Annotated in this window: 1 pseudogene; it reads left to right on the top strand. The window is 44.5% G+C overall.

Annotated features, from left to right (window positions below):
- Positions 1 to 587, top strand: a pseudogene (locus R8N47_RS26850) (DNA repair protein RecN); the annotation flags it as partial.

Genomic DNA, 587 nt, shown 5'->3' with positions numbered 1-587 from the left:
TCAAGGAAAACAGCCAGCAGAATCAGGCGCAAAAACAGTTGCTTGAATACCAAATCAAAGAACTGAATGAGTTATCGCTAGGTGAAGAAGAATTCGCAGAACTCGAGCAAGAGCACAAACGACTGTCCAATAGCGGTGAACTCGCCGCTACCTGTCAGCAAGCCCTCGAACTTATTTACGAAGGTGAAGAAGTCAATGCGCTTGGTATTTTGCAATCGGCCAATCACTCCCTAATTCAATTAGCGGAATTAGATGAAAAATTAGCCGAGCTACCAAATATGCTGGCTGACGCGATGATCCAGCTAGAAGAAACCAAAAACGAACTTCGTAGCTACTTGGATGGCATCGATGTTGATCCAGGTCGTATGGCTTATGTCGAAGAGCGTTTTTCTAAAGTGATGTCGATGGCTCGTAAGCATCATGTTATGCCTGATGAGTTATACCAACATCACCAAGACCTTCTAGCACAAATCGAAGCATTGGATTGCTCTGATGAACGTCTGGATGAATTGGCTCAAGAAGTGGAACAGAAATACCAAAGCTTCCTGACTCAAGCGGAAAAGCTGCATAAATCACGCAGCCGTTAC

It is taken from the genome of Vibrio sp. 2132-1, assembly GCF_033344315.1.
The sequence above is the reverse complement of the archived record's forward strand: the minus strand, read 5'-3'. Positions and strand labels throughout refer to the sequence as shown.